General features: G+C 66.9%; 19 protein-coding genes. 9 read left to right on the plus strand and 10 right to left on the minus strand.

Features of this window, described 5'->3' with window-relative positions; genetic code table 11:
- The first annotated feature begins 64 nt into the window (after nt 1-64).
- On the plus strand, nt 65-676 hold the full coding sequence (locus tag G7Y85_RS16610) for an ATP-dependent Clp protease proteolytic subunit (RefSeq protein ID WP_166259911.1): 612 nt from the start codon (nt 65-67) through the stop codon (nt 674-676).
- Between the two features lie 235 nt (nt 677-911).
- On the opposite strand, the gene G7Y85_RS16615 is transcribed toward G7Y85_RS16610, so the two are convergent.
- From G7Y85_RS16615 to waaA, 4 genes are all read right to left on the minus strand, one after another.
- A complete protein-coding gene (locus G7Y85_RS16615; RefSeq protein ID WP_166259914.1) occupies nt 912-1,892 on the minus strand; it encodes a ligase-associated DNA damage response exonuclease in 981 nt (326 codons plus the stop codon).
- A 281-nt stretch (nt 1,893-2,173) separates the two neighbouring features.
- Entirely contained in the window at nt 2,174-2,617 is a 444-nt protein-coding gene (locus tag G7Y85_RS16620; RefSeq protein WP_166259917.1) for a MarR family winged helix-turn-helix transcriptional regulator, read from the minus strand.
- Nucleotides 2,618-2,624: 7 nt separating this feature from the next.
- Nucleotides 2,625-3,509, minus strand: a complete 885-nt coding sequence (locus G7Y85_RS16625; protein ID WP_166259920.1) for an alpha/beta hydrolase family protein — start codon at nt 3,507-3,509, stop codon at nt 2,625-2,627.
- 121 nt (nt 3,510-3,630) lie between these two features.
- A complete protein-coding gene (gene waaA / locus G7Y85_RS16630) occupies nt 3,631-4,890 on the minus strand; it encodes a lipid IV(A) 3-deoxy-D-manno-octulosonic acid transferase (RefSeq protein ID WP_166259923.1) in 1,260 nt (419 codons plus the stop codon).
- A 63-nt stretch (nt 4,891-4,953) separates the two neighbouring features.
- On the opposite strand from waaA, the gene lpxL reads away from it, so the two are divergent.
- The 3 genes from lpxL (at nt 4,954) to G7Y85_RS16645 (ending at nt 8,185) form a co-directional block, all read left to right on the plus strand.
- Nucleotides 4,954-5,880, plus strand: coding sequence for an LpxL/LpxP family Kdo(2)-lipid IV(A) lauroyl/palmitoleoyl acyltransferase (gene lpxL, locus G7Y85_RS16635; RefSeq protein WP_166259926.1), 927 nt, complete (start codon nt 4,954-4,956; stop codon nt 5,878-5,880).
- Between the two features lie 88 nt (nt 5,881-5,968).
- Nucleotides 5,969-6,964 carry a L,D-transpeptidase Cds6 family protein gene (locus G7Y85_RS16640; RefSeq protein ID WP_166259929.1) on the plus strand — a complete coding sequence of 332 codons (996 nt, stop codon included), beginning with the start codon at nt 5,969-5,971 and terminating at the stop codon, nt 6,962-6,964.
- 69 nt (nt 6,965-7,033) lie between these two features.
- On the plus strand, nt 7,034-8,185 hold the full coding sequence (locus G7Y85_RS16645) for a L,D-transpeptidase family protein (protein WP_166259932.1): 1,152 nt from the start codon (nt 7,034-7,036) through the stop codon (nt 8,183-8,185).
- 179 nt (nt 8,186-8,364) lie between these two features.
- On the opposite strand, the gene G7Y85_RS16650 is transcribed toward G7Y85_RS16645, so the two are convergent.
- From G7Y85_RS16650 to G7Y85_RS16660, 3 genes are all read right to left on the minus strand, one after another.
- On the minus strand, nt 8,365-9,186 hold the full coding sequence (locus tag G7Y85_RS16650) for a M14 family murein peptide amidase A (protein WP_241696243.1): 822 nt from the start codon (nt 9,184-9,186) through the stop codon (nt 8,365-8,367).
- A gap of 73 nt (nt 9,187-9,259) precedes the next feature.
- Nucleotides 9,260-9,919 (minus strand): thiol:disulfide interchange protein DsbA/DsbL, encoded by a 660-nt coding sequence (locus G7Y85_RS16655; protein ID WP_194241227.1) that lies wholly within the window; start codon nt 9,917-9,919, stop codon nt 9,260-9,262.
- Between the two features lie 23 nt (nt 9,920-9,942).
- The gene (locus tag G7Y85_RS16660; protein WP_166259935.1) at nt 9,943-10,584 is read right to left on the minus strand and encodes a c-type cytochrome; all 642 of its coding nucleotides are present in this window, start codon (nt 10,582-10,584) and stop codon (nt 9,943-9,945) included.
- 180 nt (nt 10,585-10,764) lie between these two features.
- Here G7Y85_RS16660 and yihA point away from each other — a divergent pair, with 180 nt between their 5' ends.
- The 4 genes from yihA to G7Y85_RS16680 all read left to right on the plus strand — a co-directional run bounded on the left by yihA (nt 10,765) and on the right by G7Y85_RS16680 (nt 17,457).
- Nucleotides 10,765-11,421, plus strand: a complete 657-nt coding sequence (gene yihA, locus G7Y85_RS16665; protein ID WP_241696244.1) for a ribosome biogenesis GTP-binding protein YihA/YsxC — start codon at nt 10,765-10,767, stop codon at nt 11,419-11,421.
- A gap of 299 nt (nt 11,422-11,720) precedes the next feature.
- Entirely contained in the window at nt 11,721-13,256 is a 1,536-nt protein-coding gene (locus tag G7Y85_RS16670; protein WP_166259941.1) for an efflux transporter outer membrane subunit, read from the plus strand.
- Nucleotides 13,253-14,353, plus strand: coding sequence for an efflux RND transporter periplasmic adaptor subunit (locus G7Y85_RS16675; RefSeq protein ID WP_166259944.1), 1,101 nt, complete (start codon nt 13,253-13,255; stop codon nt 14,351-14,353). The genes G7Y85_RS16670 and G7Y85_RS16675 overlap by 4 nt, the downstream gene beginning before the upstream one ends.
- Entirely contained in the window at nt 14,350-17,457 is a 3,108-nt protein-coding gene (locus G7Y85_RS16680) for an efflux RND transporter permease subunit (RefSeq protein WP_194241228.1), read from the plus strand. The genes G7Y85_RS16675 and G7Y85_RS16680 overlap by 4 nt, the downstream gene beginning before the upstream one ends.
- A 507-nt stretch (nt 17,458-17,964) precedes the next feature.
- Here G7Y85_RS16680 and polA read toward each other — a convergent pair.
- From polA to lptM, 3 genes are read right to left on the minus strand one after another with little or no spacing between them, the layout of a single operon-like run.
- Nucleotides 17,965-20,817: a DNA polymerase I gene (gene polA / locus G7Y85_RS16685; RefSeq protein WP_166259947.1), complete on the minus strand. Its 2,853-nt coding sequence runs from the start codon at nt 20,815-20,817 to the stop codon at nt 17,965-17,967.
- Nucleotides 20,818-20,835: 18 nt separating this feature from the next.
- A complete protein-coding gene (lysA, locus tag G7Y85_RS16690; RefSeq protein WP_166259950.1) occupies nt 20,836-22,083 on the minus strand; it encodes a diaminopimelate decarboxylase in 1,248 nt (415 codons plus the stop codon).
- A 20-nt stretch (nt 22,084-22,103) separates the two neighbouring features.
- Complete coding sequence (gene lptM, locus G7Y85_RS16695) at nt 22,104-22,361, minus strand: LPS translocon maturation chaperone LptM (protein WP_166259953.1); 258 nt, start codon at nt 22,359-22,361, stop codon at nt 22,104-22,106.
- Between the two features lie 93 nt (nt 22,362-22,454).
- On the opposite strand from lptM, the gene G7Y85_RS16700 reads away from it, so the two are divergent.
- Nucleotides 22,455-23,129, plus strand: coding sequence for an alpha/beta hydrolase (locus tag G7Y85_RS16700; RefSeq protein ID WP_166259956.1), 675 nt, complete (start codon nt 22,455-22,457; stop codon nt 23,127-23,129).
- Nucleotides 23,130-23,169 lie beyond the last annotated feature (40 nt).

Genomic DNA, 23,169 nt, shown 5'->3' on the forward strand with positions numbered 1-23,169 from the left:
AGAATCCGCCCTCCATGCGCTGTACCGGCCGCGACCCGCTCGCGGTCGGCAACCGGAAAGAAAAATGCTCGATCACGATTCCAAGCAGGCCGAGAAAGACGAAGACGAGGCCAAGGCCGCAGCGCGCAAGGTGCCGGCGCTCGAGGAGCGCCTGTTCAAGGCGCGCACGATCCTGATCTACGGCGCGATCAACCAGAAGCTCGCCGAAAGCTTCAGCGCCCGCCTGCTGGCGCTGGCCGCCGATTCCGACGAGCCGATCACGATCTACATCAACAGCCAGGGCGGGCACGTCGAGTCCGGCGACACCATTCACGACATGATCAAGTTCGTGAAGCCGGTCGTGAAAGTCATCGGCACCGGCTGGGTCGCCAGTGCCGGCGCGCTGATCTACTCGGCCGCCAGGCCGGAGAACCGCCTGAGCCTGCCGAACACCCGCTACATGCTGCACCAGCCGTCCGGCGGCGCCGGCGGCACCGCGTCCGACATCGCGATCATGGCCAAGGAGATCGTGCTGATGCGCCAGCGTCTGAACGAGATCTTCGCACGCGAAACCGGCCAGCCGCTGGAGCGTGTGCAGCGCGATACCGAACGCGATTACTGGATGAGCGCGCAGCAGGCCAAGGAATACGGTCTGGTCGGCCGCATCATCGACAACGCCGGCCAGATCGACGGCTGAAGCCCCGGGGAAGGTCCGGACAACGACTCGCTTCCTCATGGCGAGGAGCCGCAATCCGGCGGCTCCCTGCGCGAGTGCCGCACCTGGATCGCCACGGCCGCTTCGCGACGTCGCGATGACGGGCTCGTGCAGCGCCGCCTGGCAGACCCTGCGGATTTCGCGAGCCGAGCGGAGGGCAATGAAGGTCTGGCCGGACCTTTGCTCCGTTCCGTCCCGGTTCCGCCGTTGCGGAGCTTCAGATCAGGGCATCGGCCTGCAGGCCGCGCGCACGCAGGGTCTCGATCAGCAAGGCGGTATCGCCGTGCATCGCCAGCACGCGGCGCGCACCGGTTTCGTCGATCGTGCGCAGCAGCGCCGGCCAGTCGGCATGGTCCGAGAGCGTGAAGCCGCGATCGTATTTCGCCGCACGGCCGCTACCTTGCTCACCGGGTGCGCCCATCCAGCCTGAGGCGAAGCCGGTCCGGTAAGGCGCCAGCCTTTTCAGCCAGGACGTGCCGAAAGCGTGCGGCGGCACCAGGATCAGGCTGCCGCGGAAGTCATGACTGCGCACGCACTCGTTGACGCTGCGCGTCGGCAGCATGGCGATGTTCTCGCGCCGGTAATGGCCGACCAGCTTGGTCATCGCCTCGTGCAGATAGACCGTCGCGTCGGTGTGTCGCGTCAGTTCGGCGAGAATGCGCTGCGATTTGCCGAGCGCATAGCAGAACAGCACGCTGGCAACACCGTCCTCGCGATTGCGCGTCCACCACGCGAAGATTTCCGCGCTCGCGGTGCCGTCCGGCGGCCACACGTATTGCGGAGCAGCGAAGGTTGCTTCGGTGACAAACACGTCGCAAGGCACGACCTCGAAAGGAGCACAACTCGGATCGGCGTCACGCTTGTAGTCGCCGGAAACGACCCAGACCTCGCCACCGACTTCGATGCGCACCTGGGCCGAGCCGAGGATATGTCCGGCCGAATGCAGCGAAACACGCGCGTCGCCGAGTTCGAAAATCTGCCCGTAGTCCTGCGGCTTGACCTGCGCACCGGCGCCGAGCCGCGTCTTCAGCAGCCGATAGCCCGGCGTCGCCGTCCAGTAGCGGGCACAGCCGCTTTTCGCGTGATCGCCGTGCGCGTGCGTGACAACGGCACGGGTGACGCGCTTGTGCGGGTCGATGTAGAAGTCGCCGGGCGGACAGTAGAGTCCTTCCGGCCTCATCACGACAAGATCGCTCATCGCGATTTGCCATCCATGGCGCGGTGCCCCGGCCCGCACATCCCTGTGCGGGCGTGCTCAGGCGCGAAGCCGTGCTTCGCGACAGCCCCCTCGCACCCTTCCGGCCTCATCACGACAAGATCGCTCATCGCGATTTGCCATCCATGGCGCGGTGCCCCGGCCCGCACATCCCTGTGCGGGCGTGCTCGGGCGCGAAGCCGTGCTTCGCGACAGCCCCCTCGCACCCTTCCGGCCTCATCACGACAAGATCGCTCATCGCGGCCATGGTAGCGCCAAGGCCATCACTCCTCGTGCTCGGTATCGAACTTGTCGCGCAGGCTTGCCAGCCAGCGCGCAACGATGTCGATCTCGGCATCGCTGAAACCGTCGGCGAGCCGGGCATTGAGCGGCGCGAGTTCGCGATTGGCGGTCTTCAAGGCATCGCGTCCGGCAGCGCTCAGATGCAGGCGCACCGCGCGCCCGTCCTGCGTATCGCGGCGGCGCTCGAGCAGGCCGGCGCGCACCATGCGATCGACGAGACCGGTCATCGCCGAGGCAGCGAGATCGAGCGTCTGTGCCAGCTCGCCAATCGACGCCCCGTCGTGCCGCGCCAGATAGAACAGCGCACCCGCCTGCGCCGCCGAGATCATGCCCTTCTCGCCGAGACGCGCTTCGAGCCAGCGATTGAGCCGGCGCTGGCCGACATTGAGCAGATAGATGAGCCTGCGATCGGTGCCGTTCGTCATTGCCGCATTATGTCGCGGCGGACAGCTCCGTCGGCAGTTGTCGGTCCAGCCAGGCCTGCAGCTGCGGCCACAGGCTGTCGCTGAAGCGTTGGCGGAAAAAGCCCATGTGTCCGATCGCCCTGGCACCGACATCCGCCGGCGCGATCTGCCGGCGCTCCAGCGGGCACTGTGCGAAGTGCCGGACCAGTGCGTCGATCGCGCGCGGATTCGCCCACGGATCGTCGGTGAAGCCGAGCACCAGCAGCGGCAGCTTCTTGTCGCCGAAACGGCTGCGCGCCTGCAACGCGGGATCGTCGAAGAAATAGCCCGGTTGCCGGCACCAGCCGATCCACTCGCGCGCGACGCCGGCCGGCAGGTCTTCGCCCAGGCCGAGTCGGCGCCAGGGCAGGTACCCGAAGCAGCGAAGCAGCAGCGGCCCGAGATCGAGCAGCACGGCACGCACGCGCAGTCGCTCGGTCCAGCCGCGAATGCTGCCGACATAGCCGGCGTGGCTGGCGATCATCGCCGCCGCGCGCAACTCGTGCGTGGCGTCGCTGATGCCCAGGGCATGGCCTCCGACGCTGTGACCGATCGCGAGGATCGGCAATCCCGGGTACAGCGCCGCGGACGCGCGCGTCGCGGCGGCGACATCCTGTTCCATCCAGTCGCGCATGCGCGCCGAAAAGCCGCGCAGCGAACCTGGTGCCGAGCGGCCGATGCCGCGATAGTCATAGGTCAGCACCGCGTAGCCCTGCGCGGCAAGAAAGCGCGCGAACGGCAGGTAGAGGCGTTCCGGGACGCCGGTCGCCGGATGGATGACGATCACCGCGCGCGCGCGCAACGGCCGTTGCAGGCTGCCATGCAGCCGATAGCCATCGGCGGCGGCGAATTCAATGGATTCTTCAGTCGACATCGTGGCGACGCCCGGCAGGATGATGTCGTCAATTTATTTCGCATGCGAAATATATGCAAGCCGTGCAGCCGGAAGAACGACATCCTTCACCGCATGGGCGGGCCGTGGTGGCACGCCGGGATCAGGTTTCGCCGATCGCCGCCAGCAGCTTGTGCAGCGCGCCGCGATTGGCTTCGACCACGCCACGCCCCGCGGCGCCGATCGCATGACGCCGATTCGCGTCGCCGAGCAGTACGCGCAGCGTGTCCGGCAACGATGCGGCGCTGATTTCGATGCCGCCATGGGCGTGGAGCAGCAGATCGCGGGCGGCGACGAAGTTGTGCATGAATGGACCGAACAGCACCGGGAGGCCGAGCGCCGCCGGCTCCAGTACGTTGTGACCACCGACCGCCTGCAACGACCCGCCGACGAAGGCGACATCGCTGGCGGCGAAGTACGCGAACATTTCACCCATGCTGTCGCCGAGCAGGACCTGCGCGTCGATCAGTGTCGTCCCGCCGTCGAACGCCGCCAGCGCGCTGCGGCGGATCAGCGTGAACGATTCGCGCGCCACCAGCCGCGCGACCGCATCGAAGCGCTGCGGATGACGGGGCACCAGCAACAACAGGGCGTCCGCCTGCGTCGCCAGCAGCGCGCGGTGAGCGGCGAGCAGGATCTCGTCCTCGCCCTCATGCGTGCTCGCAGCGATCCACACCGGTCGCGCCCCGAGCCTGGCGCGCAGCTGTCGGCCGAGCGCGAGCTGTGCTTCAGGCAGCTGCTGATCGAACTTGATGTTGCCCATCACGCTGACCTGCGCGGCGCCAAGCTGCCGGAAGCGTTCCGCATCGGCCGCGCTCTGCGCCGCGATCTGCCTGCAGTCGGCCAGCGTGCGCCGCGCAAGGCCGGCAACTTTCGAATAGCCCTTGAACGAGCGCGGCGACAGCCGCGCGTTGACGATGCTGAGCGCGATGTCGCGCACTGCCGCGGCGCGCAGCAGGTTCGGCCACAGCTCGGTTTCCATCACGACGATCTTGCCCGGCCGCACGCGGGCGAGAAATCGGGCGACGACATCGGGCAGGTCGTACGGCGCGTAGCTGTGCACGACATCGGCACCGAACAGCGCGGTGACGCGCTCGGAACCGGTCGGCGTGGTCGTCGTCACCCAGACCCGGCCCGCGCCATGTCTTGCGATCAGGGCGCGGATCAACGGCACCGCGGCCAGGGTCTCGCCGACCGACACCGCGTGTACCCAGACCGCGATCGGCTGTGCGGGCCTGGCGACGAATCCGAAGCGTTCGTTCCAGCGATGGCGATACGCGGCCAGCTCGCGACTGCGCCACAACAGCCGCAGCAGCACGAACGGCGTCGCCAGATAGAGGAGAGCGGTGTAGAGGGCACGCATGGACGCGCAGCCTACGTGACGCCCATGGTCGCTACAATGCGCGACACTTTTCGACCGATCGCCATGGCTGCGCCTGCGCTCGAAGCCCGCCATTTCCACCCGCGCTGGTGGCCGACCTGGATCGGCATCGGTCTGCTGTGGCTGGTGAGCTGGTTGCCGATTCCCCTGCTGCTGGCGATCGGCGAAGGTCTGGGCTGGCTCGCGGGTCGCGTTCTCGGCGGCCGCCGCCGCATCGTTCGCGTCAATCTCGAATTGTGCTTTCCGGACCTCGATGCCACCACGCGCGCACGATGGATCGATGCGCACTTTCGCGCGCTCGGCGCCGGCCTGTTCGAAGCGGCGATCGCCTGGTTCGCGCCGGACTGGCGGCTGCGGCGACGCGGCGAGATCGTCGGGCTGGAACATCTCGACGCGGCGCAGGCGGACGGTTCCGGCGTGCTGCTGCTGACCGGCCACTTCACGACGCTGGAAATCGGCGCTCGCTACGTCTGCCTCGCGCAACGGCCGTTCCACGCCATGTACCGGCCCTACAACAACGCCGTGCTCGATTACTTCATGCACCGGTGGCGCGAAGGCCGCTCCGGCGAACCGGCCCTGCCGCGCGACGATCTGCGCGCGCTGGTGCGGGCGCTGCGCCAGGGCCATGCAATCTGGTACGCACCGGATCAAACCCTGGACCCGCGCATCAGCGTGTTCGCGCCGTTCTTCGGTGTGCCGGTCGGCACGATCACCGCAACCGCGCGCCTCGCGCAGATGGGCCGCGCGAAGGTCGTGCCGTACTTTCCGCAACGCATCGGCGGCCGTTACCGGGTGACCTTCCTGCCGGCGCTCGAGCATTTTCCGTCCGGCGACGAGCTCGCCGACGCGGCGCGCGTCAATCTCGCGATCGAACAGGGCATACGGCTCGCGCCGGCGCAGTACTTCTGGGTGCACCGGCGCTTCAAGCGGCTACCGCCCGGCACCCCGAATCCCTACCGTCGTCAGAAGTAGGACTTCATGCAGGCTTTTGGCCGCGAATCGCGGCGGACCGGCTGTTATAGTTGCCGGGCTCAACGAAAAACATCAGGGGCAGGATCCGATGGAAAGATTTCGCTATGCCGCGCTGGCGGCCGTCATTGCGGCCGGGGTCGCACTTTCACCGGCCGTCCATGCCGACGCCAGCGTCGCGCAACAGGCGCAGGCCCTGATCGACAGTGGCCATGCCAGCGATGCGCTGAGCAAGCTCGATGATCACCTGGCCAAGAATCCGCAGGATGCCGAAGCCCGCTTCACCAAGGGTGTGGCGCTGGTCAAGCTCAACCGCAGCAAGGACGCGATCCGCGTGTTCGCCGACCTGACGCGCGACTACCCGCAGCTGCCGGAGCCTTACAACAATCTCGCGGTGCTGTATGCCGCTCAGGGCGACTACGACAAGGCACGCGACGCGCTGCAGGCAGCGATCGCCAAGCATCCGAGCTACGCCACCGCGCACGAGAATCTCGGCGACATCTACGCCGCACTGGCCGCTGCCGCCTACGGCAAGGCCGCGTCGCTCGATCCGGATGATCAGGCGGCGCGCCGCAAGCTGGCCGTGATCAACCAGCTCGACACCGATCTCGGCCTGCCGGCTGCCGCGCCGCCGCCGGCGGCCAGCGTGGCAGCGACGCCGGCAGCGCCGGTCGTCACCGCCGCGGCACCGGTCGCGGCAGCAAAGCCGGCACCGGCCGAAGCGCCGAAGAGCAGCGAAGGCGCGGCCCGCGATGCAGCTGCGATCGCGCAGGTACAGGCCTGGGCGCAGGCCTGGGCCAGCCAGGATGTCGATGCCTATCTGGCGATGTACGCGCCCGAGTTCAAACCGGAAGGTGGCGTTTCGCGCGACACTTGGGCTGCGCAGCGTCGCGATCGCATCAGCACGCCGAAAAAGATCAGCGTGCGCGTGATCGACCCGAAGGCCAGCGACATCGAGGACGGCGCCGTGCGCGTCAGCTTCAACCAGGCCTATACCTCGGACGCCTACTCGGACAACGTCAACAAGGTGCTGGAACTGGTCCCGGTCGACGGCAGCTGGAAAATCGTCCGCGAGTACACGCGCTGAACACCTTCCGTTCGGCCATGACCTGAACGGAACGCCAGACTGGTTTTTGTGGGGGACGCGGTTCGTTCGATGTCGACGATTTCATCCACGCGGCTGGCGCAGCTGGCCGCCGCGCTGCTGGTCATCAGCACATCTGCCTTTGCGAGCTCGCCGGAACAACAGTTCGGCGCGGTTGCCGATCTGTTGTCGGCGGGCAAGGCCGATGACGCCCTGCACTCGCTCGCGGCGCTCAATGCGCAGGCACCGGACTTCCGTCTCGGTCAGCAGTTCTACGGCGAGCTGAAGACGCGGCTTGCGGTCGACGCCCCGCAGCCGCAGCTGCAGGCATTGGCCGAGGAGGCCCGCCTGCGCCTGGCGAGCGAACGTGCGGTGCCGAAGGCCGGCACGATGCCCGATTCGGTGCTGCGCCTCGCCACCAGCTTCAAGCATCTGATCGTCGTCGATCTGCCGCGCGCGCGGCTGTACGTGCTTGGCAACGACGGCGGACAGCTGAAGCTGATCAGCCACCACTACGCGGCGATGGGCAAGAACGGCTGGGGCAAGCAGAGCGCCGGCGACAACCGCACCCCGGTCGGTATCTATCACGTCACCGGCTGGATCGACGGCAGCAAGCTGCCCGCGTTCTATGGTGCCGGTGCGTTCCCGCTCAACTACCCGAATCTCTGGGACCAGTTCAAACGTCGCACCGGCTACGGCATCTGGCTGCACGGCGTGCCGATCGGCACCGACACGCGCCCGCCGCTGTCGAGCGAAGGCTGCGTGACGATGGCCAATGCCGATCTGCTCGCACTCAAGCCCTACATCGAACTGGGCCAGACACCGGTACTGCTGAGCGACGCGCTGAGCTGGCAGGAACCGGAGCAGATGCGCAAGGATCGCGATGCCTTCATGGCGCGCGTCGAACGTTGGCGCACGGCCTGGTCGTCGAAGAACACGGCGGCCTACCTGGATTTCTACGGTCCGGAGTTCACGACCGAGGGCATGAATCGCAAGGCCTTCGTCGATCACAAGGAGCGCGTCAACGCGCAGAAGAAGTTCATCGACGTGCAGCTCAGCGATATCAGCCTGTATCGCTATCCGGGCAGCGACGATCAGCTGATGCTGGCCGAATTCACGCAGCACTACCGCTCCGACAACTACAAGCTCGACTCGCGCAAGCAGCAGTTCTGGAAGCGCGACGACAAGGGCGAGTGGAAGATCTTCCGCGAAGAAAGCCGCTGAGGCGCAACGCCGGGGGCTCTGCAGAGCTTGTCGTCGCGGGAAGTTCGGCAACGAAGCAGTCCAGCGACACCGCTCGAGCCGGCGTCTCCTCTGGATTGCTTCGCTACGCTCGCAGTGCCGATCAACAGTGCAGGGTTTCTGCGCTTCCCGAACGGCTCTGCACAGCGTAGCGAGCGGGCCTAGTCGCTTTCCCAGGACTTCTCGGTCAGGCGCAGATAGATCGGCGGTTCCTTCGGCAGATTCGCCTGCAGCCAGGACAGCATGTCACCCCAAACGCGCTGCGATTGCGCCGGCGTCGGCATGATGCCGGCGTGCGGCAGTTCCAGCGTGATCACCGGCAGGCCGAGATTGACCCCGGCATAGTTGCCGAGCGAGCCCGGATAGGTGCCGAGCTGATGCAGGTGCAGATAGCCGAATCGCGTCGGCGGTTCGTCCGGGCCGTCGTAATCGAGCACGCCGTAAGGCGCGTGCACCGAGACGATCGCATCCGGGTGGAAGTCGTTGATCTGCTGCAGCAGCCAGCGCGTTTCCGGCTCCGACAGTGCCGCCGGCCCCGGATAGCGGCGCGGATCGCGGTGCGTGCGCTGCTCCCAGTACTGCATCGCGTCGGCCTTCCAGTCCGGCGTCGGAAAATTGCGGTTCAGGTCGACGCCGTGCGCGTTCATGCGCGTCGCCGGATCGCCGAGCAGGCCGTCGGGGTTGGCACAGGGAATCACCCGCCAGTGGAACGGCTGGAAACGCTCGCCCTGCAGACGCTTCATCCACTGGAAGACCACGCTGACGGCGGAAAACTCGTCGCCGTGAATGCCGCCGAGCAGCAGCACGCGGCGCGGCGCCACCCGCCGCGAACGCGGCAGATAGTCGCGGTACAGCAAGGGCTGGCCGTTGACGCTGGCCGCCTGCGTGATCTGCAGATCCGACTGCAGGCAGGTCTGCACATCGACGCTGCCGAGTCGCTCGCCGAGCGCCTGGCACGCAGCGCTGACACTCGCCAGCGGCATTGCGTGTGCGCCACCGGCGGCTGCAAGAAAAAGCCCGGCGAGTAGCCGGGCTGGCAGCTGCGCGAGCAGCCGCTTATTTTTTGATGCCACGTTCCTTGCGAACCTTGTCGACGAGGAAATTGATGGTGGCAATGGTCTGATCGAGACCGCCGGTCATCGCCGGACCCGTCATGTATTTGCCGCCGACGATGATGGTCGGCACGCTGAACACACCGTAGCTGCGCGCCAGGTTTTCGGCCTGCCGGACTTCGGCGTCGACGACGAACCCGTTGAACGTGCCGCTGAACTTGTCCGGATCGATCCCCGCCTTGCTCTGGAACAGCGCGGCGATCTGCGCTTCCGAGATCAGCGGATTGCCGTCCTTGTGGATCGCGTCGAACAGCGCCGTGTGCATGGTGTCGAACACGCCCAGCGCCTGCTCGGTATAGAACGCCCGCGAATGCAGCAGACCCTGCGGGTGACCGAGCGAGTTCGGATAGCGGACGAAGTCGACGTCGGCCGGCTTGGTCTTCTCCCAGGCCCGCAGCGACGGATCGAAGGCGTAGCAATGCGGGCAGCCGTACCAGAAGAACTCCGCGACCTGCACGCGCTTCTTGTCGGCCGGCGCCTGCACTTCGTTGACCTGCTTGTACTGCTTGCCTTCCTCGAACGAGGCCGGTTTGTCGGCCGCCGAACAGGCAATGGCAGACAAGCTCAGGACAGCGGCAATCAGGCCGCGAAGCGCACGACGCATGGGTATGTCCCCGCTGGAGGGTCTTACTGCAGACCGTTGACGTATGAGGCGAGCGCAGCGATTTCTTCATCGCTGAGCTTGCCTGCGACCGTCGCCATGATCTTGTAGTTCCCGTCCTTCAGTTCGCCCTTGCTGGCCTCGCGATAGGCCTTGAGATGATTCGCGACATAAACCGAATGCTGTCCGCCGATACGCGGAAATGCGGCCGGCGAAACACCGGCGCCGGTCGGGCCGTGGCAAGCGGCGCAGGCCGGCAGGCCGCGCGCGGCGTCACCGGAGCGGAACAGCTTCTGCGCGACCGGAATCGCATCGGCGCTGCCGACGCCGGGAGCCGGTGGCTGGGCCGCGAAGTAGGCCGCCAGATTGGCGATGTCCTCGTCCGACAGCGCAGCCGCCTGCGGCTGCATCAGCGGGTTCTGGCGCTCGCCGGCCTTGAAGCGATGCAGCTGCTCGCTGATGTAGCGCGCGCTCTGCCCGGCCAGCTTCGGCCATTCGGGATTGGCGCTGTTGCCGCCAGGACCGTGGCAGGCGGTGCAGGCCGCCGACTTGGCGGAACCCGCCTCGACGCTGCCCTGCGTGAACGGATCTTGGTTGGTCCCTTCCGCGGCCATTGCCAGCATGGGGGCGGACACGCACAGAACGGCAGCCAGCAAAACGCGCTTCATGCGACAAACTCCCGAAAGCGATTCGCGTGCGTAGCCGGCGTGGCGCCGCTAGCCGCGATGAGTGGACAAAACAAAAGTCGGCCGATTCTACAGGTTCCGCGAGATGGATTTCACGCTGCCGCACCGATGCGCTCGGCCCATGCACGTTATGCTCGCGCCATTCCGATGCCTTGGCCTTCGATGTCCGTCTCGCAAAAAAACGGCAGCTCCACGCAGGGTGATCGCGGCGCACCGAACCCGTTCGTCGGCGCCGCGTTTCTGATGTCCTGCGCCAGGATCACGCAATTGCCGGCCGACGGTCTGCCGGAGATCGCGTTCGCCGGACGCTCCAATGCCGGCAAGTCGAGCGCGATGAATGCGCTGTGCGGCCAGAAACAGCTGGCGCGCGTCAGCAAGACGCCGGGCCGCACGCAGCTGATCAACATGTTCAATGTGCCGAACGGTCGCTTCGTCGATCTGCCCGGTTACGGCTTCGCCAAGGTGCCGAAGGATGTCAGCCAGGCCTGGGGCAGTCTGATCGGCGACTATCTGCAGGGGCGCGCCAACCTGCGTGCGATCGTGCAGATCATGGACATCCGCCACCCGCTCACCGACTTCGACGTGCAGATGCTGGAGTGGGCCGCGCATCGCGGCCTGCGCTGCCTGGTGCTGCTGACCAAGGCCGACAAGCTCCGTTTCGGCGCCGCCAAGACCGCCCTGCTGCAGGTCCGGAAAGCGCTCGCCGGCTTGCCGAACGTGGAGGCGCAACTGTTCTCGTCGACCTCCAAGCAAGGCCTCGACGACGCGCGCAACACGCTCGCGTCGTGCTTGAGTGCGACGATCGCCGGAACGCCCTGACGCCGGTCCGGCGTCGTCGCTGGGGAATCATCCGCATTGCCAGCCGCCGGCGCCGCGGGCAGGCTGGCGCGCGGATCGTCCATCGCCCTGACACGTTTCCTCAAGTGATGTGCAAATCCGCAAAACGGTGGCGGGATTCGCCACGCCGGTCTGTCGGGATGCCCGGACAGAACAGGCAAGTCCATGATTTACAAAAATTATTCTGGAGACCCGAAAACGGCATCGCTTGTGCTCGTCATCGAGGCATCCAATTCTGCGGTTGCCGCATCTAATCACTCACGCTCCGAAAACTCGTGCTCATGACCTCCCGCATCCGTACCGGGCCGCGCCTGCTGGCTACCGCCGCGCTGTCGCTGTGCGCCGCCTGCGCCGTCGGCCCCGACTACCGCGCGCCGGCGGCCGACGCAGCGGCGGTGCCGCTCAACTGGCACGCGCGCCTGCCGCACGACGGTTCGCTGGCCTCGCTGGCGCAGTGGTGGCGCCAGTTCGACGACCCGCTGCTCAGCGAACTCGTCGATTCGGCCGAGGCCCACCATCCGAGCATCGACGCGGCGATCGCCTCCGTGCGCGCAGCCCGCGCCGGGGTCATCGCGGCACGCGGCGGCCTGCTGCCCAGCGTGAACGCCGATGCGTCTCTGACGCGCAGCTCGGGCGCCGGTGACACGTCCGGCACCAAATCGCCACCGTTCACGCTGGTCAACGGCGCACTCGATGCAAGCTGGGAGCTCGATCTGTTCGGCGGGGCGCGTCGCGATCTCGAGGCCAGCCACGCGCGGCTGCAGGCTGCACAGGCGGACTGGAACGAGGCGCGCGTCTCGCTTGCCGCCGAAGTCGCCGATGCCTATGTCGAACGCCGCTATTGCGAGCGCCTGCTGCTGCTGTATCGCGACACCCTGCAGTCACGCCGCGAAACCGAGCGCCTGACGACGCTCAAACTCAAGGCCGGATTCGTTTCACCGGCGGACGAGGCCCAGGCGCGCGCCGGCAGCTACGACAGCGAGAACCAGCTGATCGCGCAGGAAGGCATCTGTCAGCAGGATCTCAACCGCCTCGCACAGCTCAGCAGCATTCCGGCCGCGCAGCTCGAAGCCCGGCTGACGGCCAGCGCGCCGGTCCCGGCACCGGCCGCCGATGAGGCCAAGGTCGCGGTGCACTCCGGCATTCCGATGCCGCAGGACCCGGCGGTGCCGTCGGTACCGGCGGTGATCCTGTCGCAACGCCCGGATCTGCAGTCGGCGGAACGCAGCCTGGCCGCGGCCAGCGCCGGCATCGGCGTCGCGGTCGCCAGCCGCCTGCCGGCCTTCAGCCTCAGCGGCTCGATCGGCATCAATCATCTCGTGCATGCCGACGGCAACGTGCGCAGCTGGTCCTGGGGTCCGTCGTTCAGCCTGCCGGTGTTCGACGGCGGCGCCGGCCATGCGCGCGTCGAGACCGCGTACGCACAATACGATCAGGCGCTGGCGCAGTATCACGGCAAGGTGCTGGTCGCCGTGCAGGAAGTCGAAGACGCGCTGACCCGCGTCGACGCCTCGGTGCGGCGCGCCAATGCCGCGCGCGAAGCCGAGCGCAACTACACGATCCTGCTCGACTCGCAGGAGAACCGTTACAAGCTCGGCGAAACCTCGCTGCTCGAACTCGAGGACAGCCGTCGCCTCGCGCTCGCCAGCCGCGAATCGCTGGCCGCCGTGCAGCTCGAAATCAGCGAATCGTGGATCGCCTTGTACAAGGCCGCCGGCGGCGGCTGGAACGACGCGACGGCGACGCCCCCCTCATCACCTTCCGCGCCCGGCGATCACGCCGCGGCACCGACATCGCAAGCAGGAGCCGGCGCATGAGCCTGGTCTTTTCCCGTCCCCGTCGCCAGACCGTTCCGTTCGCCGTGCTGTCGCTGGCCCTGCTCGCCGCACTCGGCGGCTGCAGGAAGAAGGAAGCGGCAGCTGCCGAAGCCAAGCCGGTGATGTCGGTCGAGGTCGTCTCGCCGCAGCCCGGCGAGTGGCCGCAACGCCTGCCGGCCAGCGGCAATGTGCAGGCCTGGCAGGAAGCGGTGGTCGGCGCCGAAGTCGGCGGTGCGCGCCTGCTCGAGGTCAAGGTCAACGTCGGCGATGTCGTCAAGAAGGGTGACGAGCTCGCACGCCTCGATCCGGCGACGCTGAGCGCGCAGGTCGCGCAGCAGCAGGCCGCGGTCGCGCAGGCCGAAGCCAATCTTGCCAAGGCGGATGCCGACGCGCGGCGCGCGGCACTGCTCGACCAGACCGGTTCGATCAGCCAGCAGGACATCCTGCAGTACCGCACGGCTGCCGCAACGGCGGCCGCGCAGCTCAAGCTGGCGCGTGCACAAAGCGACGTCGCAAGCCTGCAGTTGCGCTACGCGCACGTCGTGGCGCCGGATGACGGCGTGATCTCGTCGCGTACCGCGACGGTCGGCACCGTGGTCGCCGCCGGCACCGAACTGTTCCGCCTGATTCGCGGCCAGCGTCTCGAATGGCGCGCCGAGGTGCCGGGCGACCAACTCGGCCTGCTGAAGCCGGGCATGCGCGCCGACCTGCGCCGGCCGGGCGACGGGGCGCCCATCGCGGGCACGATCCGCCAGCTCGCGCCGACGGTCGATCTGCAGACGCGCGATGCGCTCGTCTATGTCGATCTGCCCAAGGATGCCGGCCTGACCGCCGGCCAGTTCGTCGAAGGCGGCTTCGAGCTCGGAACGCAGTCGGTGCTGAGCCTGCCGGAGTCGGCCATCGTGCTGCGCGACGGCCACAGCTATGTGATGACGGTCGACGACAAGCACCTCGTCCATCAGCTGAAGGTGACGACCGGCGCGCGCAACGGCGACGCGATCGCGGTCAGCGGCGATCTGACGCCGCAGACGAAGATCGTCAAGGCCGGCGGCAGCTTCATCGGCGACGGCGACCTGATCAGCGTGGAGACGCCATGAACATCAATTTCTCGGCCTGGTCGATCCACCGACCGACGCCGGCGATCCTGCTGTTCTTCCTGGCGACCGTCGCCGGTCTGGTCGGCTTCCGCGCGCTGCAGATCGCGAAAATGCCGGACTTCGACTTTCCCGGCATCGTCGTCGACGTGCAGCTGCCGGGTGCGACGCCCTCGCAGCTGGAAACCGAAGTCACGCGCAAGATCGAAGACGCCACCGCCAACATTCCCGGCGCGCGCCACGTCACGTCGAGCGTGTCCGACGGCGACTCGAACACCTTCATCGAATTCGAGATCGGCAAGAACATCCAGGAAGCACTGGACGATGTGCGCGATGCCGTGACCGGCGTGCGTTCGGCGCTTCCTGCCGACATCCTCGAACCGACCGTGCAACGCGTCACCACCAACGGCAGTTCGATCGCGACCTATGCGGTCAGCGCCGACAACATGGACGAGATGGACCTGTCGTGGTTCGTCGACAACATCGTCAGCAAGGCCATCATGCCGATCCTTGGCGTCGGCAAGGTGTCGCGCTTCGGCGGCGTGTCACGCGAGGTTCGCGTCGAACTCGATCCGGTCAAGCTGCAGGCCTACGGCGTCACCGCCGGCGAAGTCTCGCGACAGCTCGGCAGCATGCAGCAGGAAGCACCGGGCGGACGCGGCGACCTTGGCGGCCTTGAACAGGCGGTGCGCACGATCGGTACCGTGCAGACGGCGCAGGACCTGGCGCATTTCAGCTTCCCGCTTGCCGACGGCCGCCGCATCCGTCTCGAACAGATCGCGACCGTGCACGACACCGTCGCCGAGCCACGCCAGGCCGCGACACTCGACGGCAAGCCGGTGATCTCGTTCCGCGCCTATCGCGCCAACGGTTCGGCGGAAGCCGAAGTCGCGACCGCAATCGCCAGGGAGGTCGAGCAGCTCGGCACGAAATATCCGCATGTGCATTTCCAGAAGATCTACACGACAGTGGGGCCGATCGAGCACTCGTATCGCGCGTCGATGCAGGCGCTGCTCGAAGGCGCGATCCTCGCCGTGCTCGTGGTCTGGATCTTCCTGCGTGACTGGCGTGCGACGCTGATCTCGGCGGTCGCGCTGCCACTGTCGATCCTGCCGACCTTCGCCTTCATTCACTGGGCCGGTTTCACGCTCAACACGATCACGCTGCTGGCGCTGACGCTGGTGATCGGCATTCTGGTCGACGATGCGATCGTCGAAGTCGAAAACATCATGCGTCACCTGCGCATGGGCAAGACGCCGAAACAGGCCGCACTGGAAGCCGCCGACGAGATCGGCCTCGCCGTGATCGCGACCTCGCTGACGCTGGTGTCGGTATTCCTGCCGGTGGCGCTGATGCCCGGCATCTCCGGGCTGGTGTTCAAGCAGTTCGGCTGGACCGCGGCGATCGCGATCCTTGCTTCGCTGGTCGTCGCGCGACTGCTGACGCCGATGATGGCTGCCTACATGCTCAGCGCAGCCGGCCTCGGCAAGGGTCACGCGGATCAGACGGACGGTTGGCTGATGCAGCGCTACCTGCGCGCCGTGCGCACCTGCCTGCGTCATCCATGGCTGACCAGTACCGGCGCGGCCCTGTTCTTCTTCATGTCGCTGTGGCTGGCGACGCTGCTGCCGTCGACCTTTCTCAATGCCGACGACTCGGCGCTGTCGCTGGTCACCCTCGAAGCGCCGCCCGGTTCGACGCTGAAGGAGACGCTGGCACTGAACCAGCAGGCCTACGAGCTGCTGCGCAAGATTCCCGAGATCGAGCACGTCTACACGATCATCGGCAACGGCGTGACGGCCGGCAGCAGCGTTTCCAGCGGCGGCAACGTCACGGTGTTCACGCTGCTGATTCCGTTGACGCCGCAGAACCAGCGCAAGCGTACGCAGCAGCAGGTCGAGAACGAGATCGGCGATCAGCTGCACAAGCTTCCGGGCGTGCGCACGACGGTCGGCGGCAACGGCAACGGCCAGCAGCTGACCGTGCAGCTGACCAGCGAAGATCCCTTGATGCTGCAGGCCACCGCCAACAAGGTGCTGCGCGAGATCCGCACGATTCCCGGACTCGGCGGCGCAACCTCGTCGGCCAACCTGCTGCGTCCGGAACTGGTGATCCGACCGGACTTCGCACGCGCCGCCGAACTGGGCGTGACGGCCGAGGCGATCGGCGATGCCGTGCGCATCGCCACCAGCGGCGACTACGACGTGATCCTGCCGAAGCTCAACCTGCCCGAGCGCCAGCTCTATATCCGCACCCTGCTCGATCCCCGCTCGCGAACCGACATCGACACGATCCGCGACCTGCGCGTCGCGTCGATGCACGGGCCGGTGCCGCTGGGCAATGTCGCGAGCGTGCAGGTCGAAGGTGGCCCGGCGCAGATCGATCGCTACGATCGCGCGCGCAATGTGACGCTGACCGTGAATCTGCAGGGCCGTCCGCTCGGCGAGGTCAACAAGCTGATCGAGGCGCTGCCGTCGATGAAGCACCTGCCGCCGCAGGTGCGGCGCGGCGAAGGCGGCGACGTCGAATTCATGAACGACCTGTTCGGCAATTTCGCGATCGCGATGCTGACCGGCATCTTCTGCGTCTACGCCGTCATGGTGCTGCTGTTCCACGACTTCGCACAGCCGTTCACGGTCCTGACGGCGCTGCCGCTGGCGGCCGGCGGCGCGCTCGGCGGCCTGGTGATCTTCGGCATGAATCTGTCGCTGGCCTCGCTGATCGGCCTGCTGATGCTGATCGGCATCGTCAGCAAGAACTCGATCCTGCTCGTCGAATACGCGATCACCGCGCGTGACCAGCGCGGCCTGTCGCGCACCGACGCGATCATCGACGCCTGTCACAAGCGCGCGCGGCCGATCGTGATGACCACGGTGGCGATGATCGCGGGCATGCTGCCGATGGCCCTGAACATCAGCAAGACCGACGCCGGCTTCCGCACGCCGATGGCGGTCGCGGTGATCGGCGGCCTGCTGACCTCGACGGTCCTCAGTCTGCTGGTCGTGCCGGTCGTCTACGAGATCGTCGACAACATCGAAGCCTGGCTGGCCCGGCGTCTGCGGCGCGGCAAGCCGACGGCCACCGACGGTGAGTTGTCGCTGTCCTGAGCGACGCGCGGCGCATTTCGATCGTGCAATAAAAAACCCGATGACTTGGGGGGAAGTCATCGGGCCACGCTTTCCGGCTTGGGGGAGTGCCGGACCCGCCCAGGGAGGGAGGCGGGGAGTGGGCAACAGGGAGATATCGCCACTCGAAGGATTAGATGCGGCCGGCGGCGCAAAGTTCAACGCCTGCATCGCGAAAGTCATGTCGTCGCGATGGCGGATCCCGGCAAGACGCGCCGCACATAAAAAAGCCCGGTGACTTGGGGGGAAGTCACCGGGCCACGCTTTCCGGCTATTGGGGGTTGCCGGACCCGCCCAGGGAGTGGAGGCGGGGAGTGGGACAGGGAGATATCGCCACTCGAAGGATTAGATGCGGCTGTCGAATTGAAGTTCAATGGCGTCCGCAAAATATTTTTGCGGCGCCGCATATCGCCAAACTGAACGTTTGAAATCAAATAGTTGCAGAACCTGACTTTCTGGTCAGATCGCCGATTTCGAACTAAATTCCGTTCAAGTTCCGCTGCTTGCGTGACCGGACCCGGAATGGGCCGAATCCCACTCGGAACCGAAGCCGAAATCCGCCACCAGCGGCACCTGCAGACGGGAAATCCGCACCATGCGGCCGGCGATGACCGGCGCCAGCTCGCGCAACCTGGATTCCGGCCCTTCGAAGACCAGTTCGTCGTGCACCTGCATGATCATGCGCACATCCGGCGCGCGCCGATTCAGGAACCGGGCGACGTCGACCATCGCCAGCTTGATCAGATCGGCGGCCGTGCCCTGCAGGGGCGCGTTGATCGCCGTGCGCTCCGCGTACTGCCGCTGCGCCTGATTGCTGGCGGCGATGTTCGGCAGATACAGGCGACGACCGAACAGCGTCTCGACATAGCCGGTTTCGCGGGCATGGATGCGGGTCGTGTCCATGAAGTGCTTGACGCCCGGATAGCGGCCGAAGAAGCGCTCGATGTAGTCCTGCGCCTCGCCGCGCGGAATACCGAGCTGACGGGCGAGACCGAAGGCCGACATGCCGTAGATCAAACCGAAGTTGATCGCCTTGGCGGCGCGGCGCCGTTCGGCCGGCACGTCGTCCAGCGGCAGGCCGAAGACCTCGGCCGCCGTTGCCTGGTGAATATCGAGTCCGTCGCGAAACGCCGCCTGCAGGCGCGCGTCGCCGGAGAAATGCGCCATCAGGCGCAGCTCGATCTGCGAGTAGTCGATCGACACCAGCGCATTGCCGGGCTCGGCGATGAACGCCTGGCGGATGCGCCGACCCTCGGCATTGCGCACCGGAATGTTCTGCAGGTTCGGATCGGACGACGACATTCGGCCGGTCGCCGCGCCCGCCTGATGGTAGGAGGTGTGGATACGGCCGGTTTTCGGATTGACCGCGAGCGGCAGTTGCTCGGTGTAGGTCGAGCGCAGCTTCTGCAAGGCGCGCCAGTCGAGGATCAGACGCGGCAGGCGGTGCTCGGCGGCCAGACTTTCGAGCACGTCCTCGGCGGTCGACGGTTCACCTTTCGGTGTCTTGCCGAGCACCGGCAGCTTGAGCTGTTCGTAGAGAATCTGGCCGAGCTGCTTCGGCGAACCGAGATTGAATTCGGTGCCGGCTTCGGTGAACGCCTCGCGCTGCAAGGCCGTCATGCGCTCCGCGAGCTCCAGCGAAATCTTGCCGAGCAGCGGCACGTCGATCTTGACGCCGGTCTGCTCGATTTCCGCGAGCACCGGCACCAGCGGCATTTCGATCGTCTGGTAGACCTTGTGCAGCGCCGGCATGGCGCCCAGGCACGGGTACAGAGTCTGGTGCAGCCGCAGGGTGATGTCCGCATCCTCGGCCGAATAGTCTGCGGCAGCGTCGAGCGCGATCTGGTTGAAGGTCAGCTGGTTCTTGCCCTTGCCGGCGATGTCGGTGAACGAGACCGTCTTGTGGCCCAGGTATTTCTCGGCCAGCGTGTCCATGTCGTGGCGATTGCCGGCGGCATCGAGCACGAAGCTCTGCAGCATCGTGTCGTGGGCAATGCCGGCGAGTCTGACGCCATGCCGGGCGAAGACATTGAGGTCGTACTTGATGTGCTGACCGAGCTTGGGCCTGGCCGCATCCTCGAGCAGCGGCTTGAGCTGCGTCAGCACCCAATCGCGCGGCAGCTGTGGTGGGGCACCGAGATAATCGTGTGCGAGCGGCACATACCAGCCTTGCCCGGCTTCGACCGCGAAGGCGATGCCGACCAGATTCGCCTGGTTCGAATCCAGGCTGTCGGTTTCGGTATCGACACAGATCAGCTCGGCGGCCTGCAGCGCGGTCAGCATCGTCGCAAAGCCCGCTTCGTCGACGACCAATGTCGCGACCGTCGCCGGCGACGGTGTATCGGGCGGCGCCGGCAGGACCAACGTCGGCTCGCCCGTATCCGGCGGCGGCGCCACCGCCGGCTTTTCCGTGACCGTCGTCGGCGTCGCCGGCGCAGCACGTGCCGGCCCGGTATCGTCCTGCCTCGGCAGTTCGCCGTGCTGCTGCCGCAACTCGTCGACCCAGCGCCCGAAGCCGAGTCGAGTGTAAAGCGCGACGAGCTTGCCGAGATCGGGCGCTTGCGGCTTCAGGGCCTCGAGCGCGATCGGCAGACCGACGTCGCAGCGGATGGTCGCCAGCTGTCGCGACAGCGGCAACTGCGCCAGATGCGCGCGCAGCTTCTCGCCGACCTTGCCCTTGATCGCGTCGGCGTTCTGCACGACACCATCCAGCGAGCCGTACTCGTTCAGCCACTTCGCAGCGGTTTTCGGGCCGACGCTGGGCACGCCCGGAATGTTGTCGACGCTGTCGCCCATCAGCGCGAGGTAGTCGACGATGCATTCCGGCGGCACGCCGAAGCGCTCGATCACGCCGTCACGATCCAGCGTGCGGTTCTTCATCGTGTCGAGCAGCTTCACGCCGCCGCCGACCAGCTGCGCCATGTCCTTGTCGCCGGTGACGATCAGCACGTGCTGGCCGCGCGCCGCGGCCTGCTGTGCAAACGTGCCGATCACGTCGTCGGCCTCGACATCGGGCACGGCGATCACCGGCAGGCCGAGCCCTTCGATCATCTCGACGATCGCCGGATACTGCTGCTTCAGTTCCTGCGGCGTCTCGTCGCGGTTGGCCTTGTACTCCGCATACAGCTCGTGGCGGAAGTTCGTGCCCGGCGCATCGAAGATCACGGCGATCTCCTCGGGCGCGTAATCCTTGAGCAGCTTGCGCAGCATGTTGCCCATGCCGTACACGGCACCGGTCGGCTCGCCCCTGGCATTCGTCAGCGGCGGCAGCGCGAAGAACGCGCGGAACAACCACGACGAACCGTCGATCAGGATCAGCGGCTGGTGCGGGCCGTCACTCATGGTCGCGCAGAGCCGGCATCACGGCAGCAGCCGCTCGCCGCGCACCAGATCGTCGAAGCTTTCGCGGGCACGCACCACATGCACGTCGCTGCCATCGACCATCACCTCCGCGGCGCGCGGTCGCGAGTTGTAGTTGGACGCCATCGTGAAGCCGTAGGCACCGGCGGTCCGCACGGCCAGCAGATCGTCGGTCGCGATCGCGAGTTCACGATCCCTGCCGAGCCAGTCGCCGGACTCGCAGATCGGCCCGACGACATCGTAGGTCTGCAGCGCGCTGTCGCTGCTCTCGATCACCGGCACGATGTTCATCCAGGCCTGATAGAGCGTCGGCCGCAGCAGGTCGTTCATCGCCGCATCGACGATCGCGAAGCGCTTGGCCTCGTTGCCCTTGATGCCGAGCACGCGCGTGACGAGGATGCCGGCGTTGCCGGCAATCGCGCGGCCCGGTTCGGTCAGGATCTTCAGGCCCAGGCTGTCCAGCTTCGGCCGCAGCGCGGTCGCCCACTCGCGCGGCGCAATCGGCTTTTCCTCGTGATAACGCACGCCGAGGCCGCCACCGACATCGAGATGGCGCAGCGTGATGCCGCGCGCGGCCAGACGTTGCACCAGGGCCAGCACGCGATCGAGCGCATCGAGGAACGGCGAGACGTCCAGCAGCTGCGAGCCGATGTGGTTGGCGATGCCGATGATCTCGATCCCCGCCATTTCCGCCGCCCGCTGGTAGAGGGCTTCGGCGGTGGCGATGTCGACACCGAACTTGTTGTTCTTCAGACCCGTGGAGATGTATGGGTGCGTCCTGGCGTCGACGTCCGGATTGACGCGAAACGCGATGCGCGCGCGCTTGCCCATCAGCCGCGCCGTCGCATCGAGCAGTTCGAGTTCGTATTCGGACTCGACATTGAAGCAGTAGATGCCGGCGTCGAGCGCGAGACGGATCTCGTCCTCGCTCTTGCCGATGCCGGAGAACACCACCTTGCCGGCGTCGCCGCCGGCGCGCAGCACGCGCTGCAGCTCGCCGCCGGAGACGATGTCGAAGCCGGCGCCGAGCCGCGCCAGCGTCTGCAGCACGGCAAGGTTGGAATTGGCCTTGACCGCGTAGCAGACCAGATGATCGAGCCCGGCCAGCGCCTCGTCGAAAGCGCGATAGTGGCGTTCCAGCGTCGCCCGCGAATAGACGTAGAGCGGCGTGCCGTGCGTTTCGGCAATGCGCGAGACCGGCACATCTTCGGCGTGCAGCTCGCCATGGCGGAATTCGAAGTGGTCCAAGTGCAAAACCTGTGTTCGGATCAGGGTGACGGCGGCGAGCTCTCGCCGGGATTCGGAGTGCTGTCGACGGCACCGGTCGACGGCGTCGCATCGGCCTTGCGGTCCGGGGCCGCCGGGGCTGGCTGTGGCGTCGCGGGCTGCGCGGTCGGCACGACCTTGGCGGGCTTGTCCTTGTGCCTGGCCGGCGGCTTGCCGCGATCGGGCAGATACAGCGCGCCGGTCTGTCCGCAGGCGGACAGCAGCAGGGCAACACAGAGCGCGGCAATGGACTTCGGCATGATCGGCAACCGGACGGGGCACGCAGTTTAGCGTGCTTCGCCCGCCGGCCCGCGGCGTTGGCGAATCGCGCGCGCGCGGCGACAATCGCCGCCATGAAAATGATCCGCAATGCCGACGCCATCGTCCTCGAACCCCTTGCGCCGGCACGCGCGGCCGTGGTCTGGCTGCACGGTCTGAGCGCCGACGGCAGCGACTTCGTGCCGCTGGTGCCGGAACTGGGATTGCCGGCCGATGCCGGCATCCGCTTCGTCTTTCCGCACGCGCCGATGCGGCCGGTGACGCTCAACGGCGGCATGCCGATGCGCGCCTGGTATGACATCGTCGGCCTGAGCACCGGCGATGCCCAGGACGACGCCGGCATTCGCGAGTCCGAGCGGCGGGTGCGCAGCTATCTCGATCAGCAGCTGGACACCGGTATCGCACCCGAACGCCTGATCCTCGCCGGCTTTTCGCAGGGCGGTGCGATCACCCTGCACACCGGCCTGCGTCTGCCGCAGGCGATCGCCGGACTGATCGCACTGTCGTCCTACGTGCCGCTGCACGAGGTGCTGGACGTCGAAGCCACGCCGGCCGCCCGGCAGATGCCGATCTTCATCGCCCACGGCCGCCAGGACCCGGTCGTGCCCTATGCCTGGGGCGAGGACAGCGCCAATGGCCTGAGCGCCCGCGGCTACCGCGTCGAATGGCACCGCTACGCGATGGCGCACGAAGTCTGTGCCGAGGAGATCGCCGACATTGCCGCGTTCCTGCGCAAGACGCTGCTGTAAGGGCGCCTTGCGCGCAACCCGCGCTTGCGGATGAGCGCGC

The sequence above is a fragment of the Solimonas terrae genome (assembly GCF_011067135.1).
Taxonomy (GTDB): domain Bacteria; phylum Pseudomonadota; class Gammaproteobacteria; order Nevskiales; family Nevskiaceae; genus Solimonas; species Solimonas terrae.